Origin of the sequence: Pseudoalteromonas sp. GW168-MNA-CIBAN-0100 (genome assembly GCF_040309225.1) — a bacterium.
Classification (GTDB): domain Bacteria; phylum Pseudomonadota; class Gammaproteobacteria; order Enterobacterales; family Alteromonadaceae; genus Pseudoalteromonas; species Pseudoalteromonas arctica.
On record NZ_JBEOOL010000309.1, the window covers coordinates 1 to 328 of the forward strand.

Below are 328 nucleotides of genomic sequence, written 5' to 3' on the forward strand. Positions count from 1 at the left end.
ATCTAAAATAGCATCAGCGTGCGTTGATTCGCCGATCATTTGGTGCCAATTTTCCTGTGGTAACTGACTAATGATGATGTGTGATTTATAACCATATCTAGCATCGACTAATTCAAGTAAGTCGCTTCGTTGCTGAGCACTGAGTGGCTCTAGCCCCCAATCGTCTAAAATAAGTAAGTCGTATTTAATGAGTTTACCCAATAATTTTCGATAACTGCCATCGGCCTGTGCTAGAAATAGACTTTCAAGTAATTCTTTTAATCGAATATAGAAGACACTTTTTCCTTGTAAACAGTGCTCGTGACCCAAGGCACACGCGAGGTAGGTT

The 328-nt window shown here is 40.2% G+C and carries 1 protein-coding gene; it reads right to left on the reverse strand.

Annotated elements, in window-relative coordinates; genetic code table 11:
- Positions 1 to 328, reverse strand: a 328-nt coding sequence (locus AAEY62_RS21245) for an ATP-binding protein (protein ID WP_350636342.1), incomplete at both ends; no start/stop codon positions are given.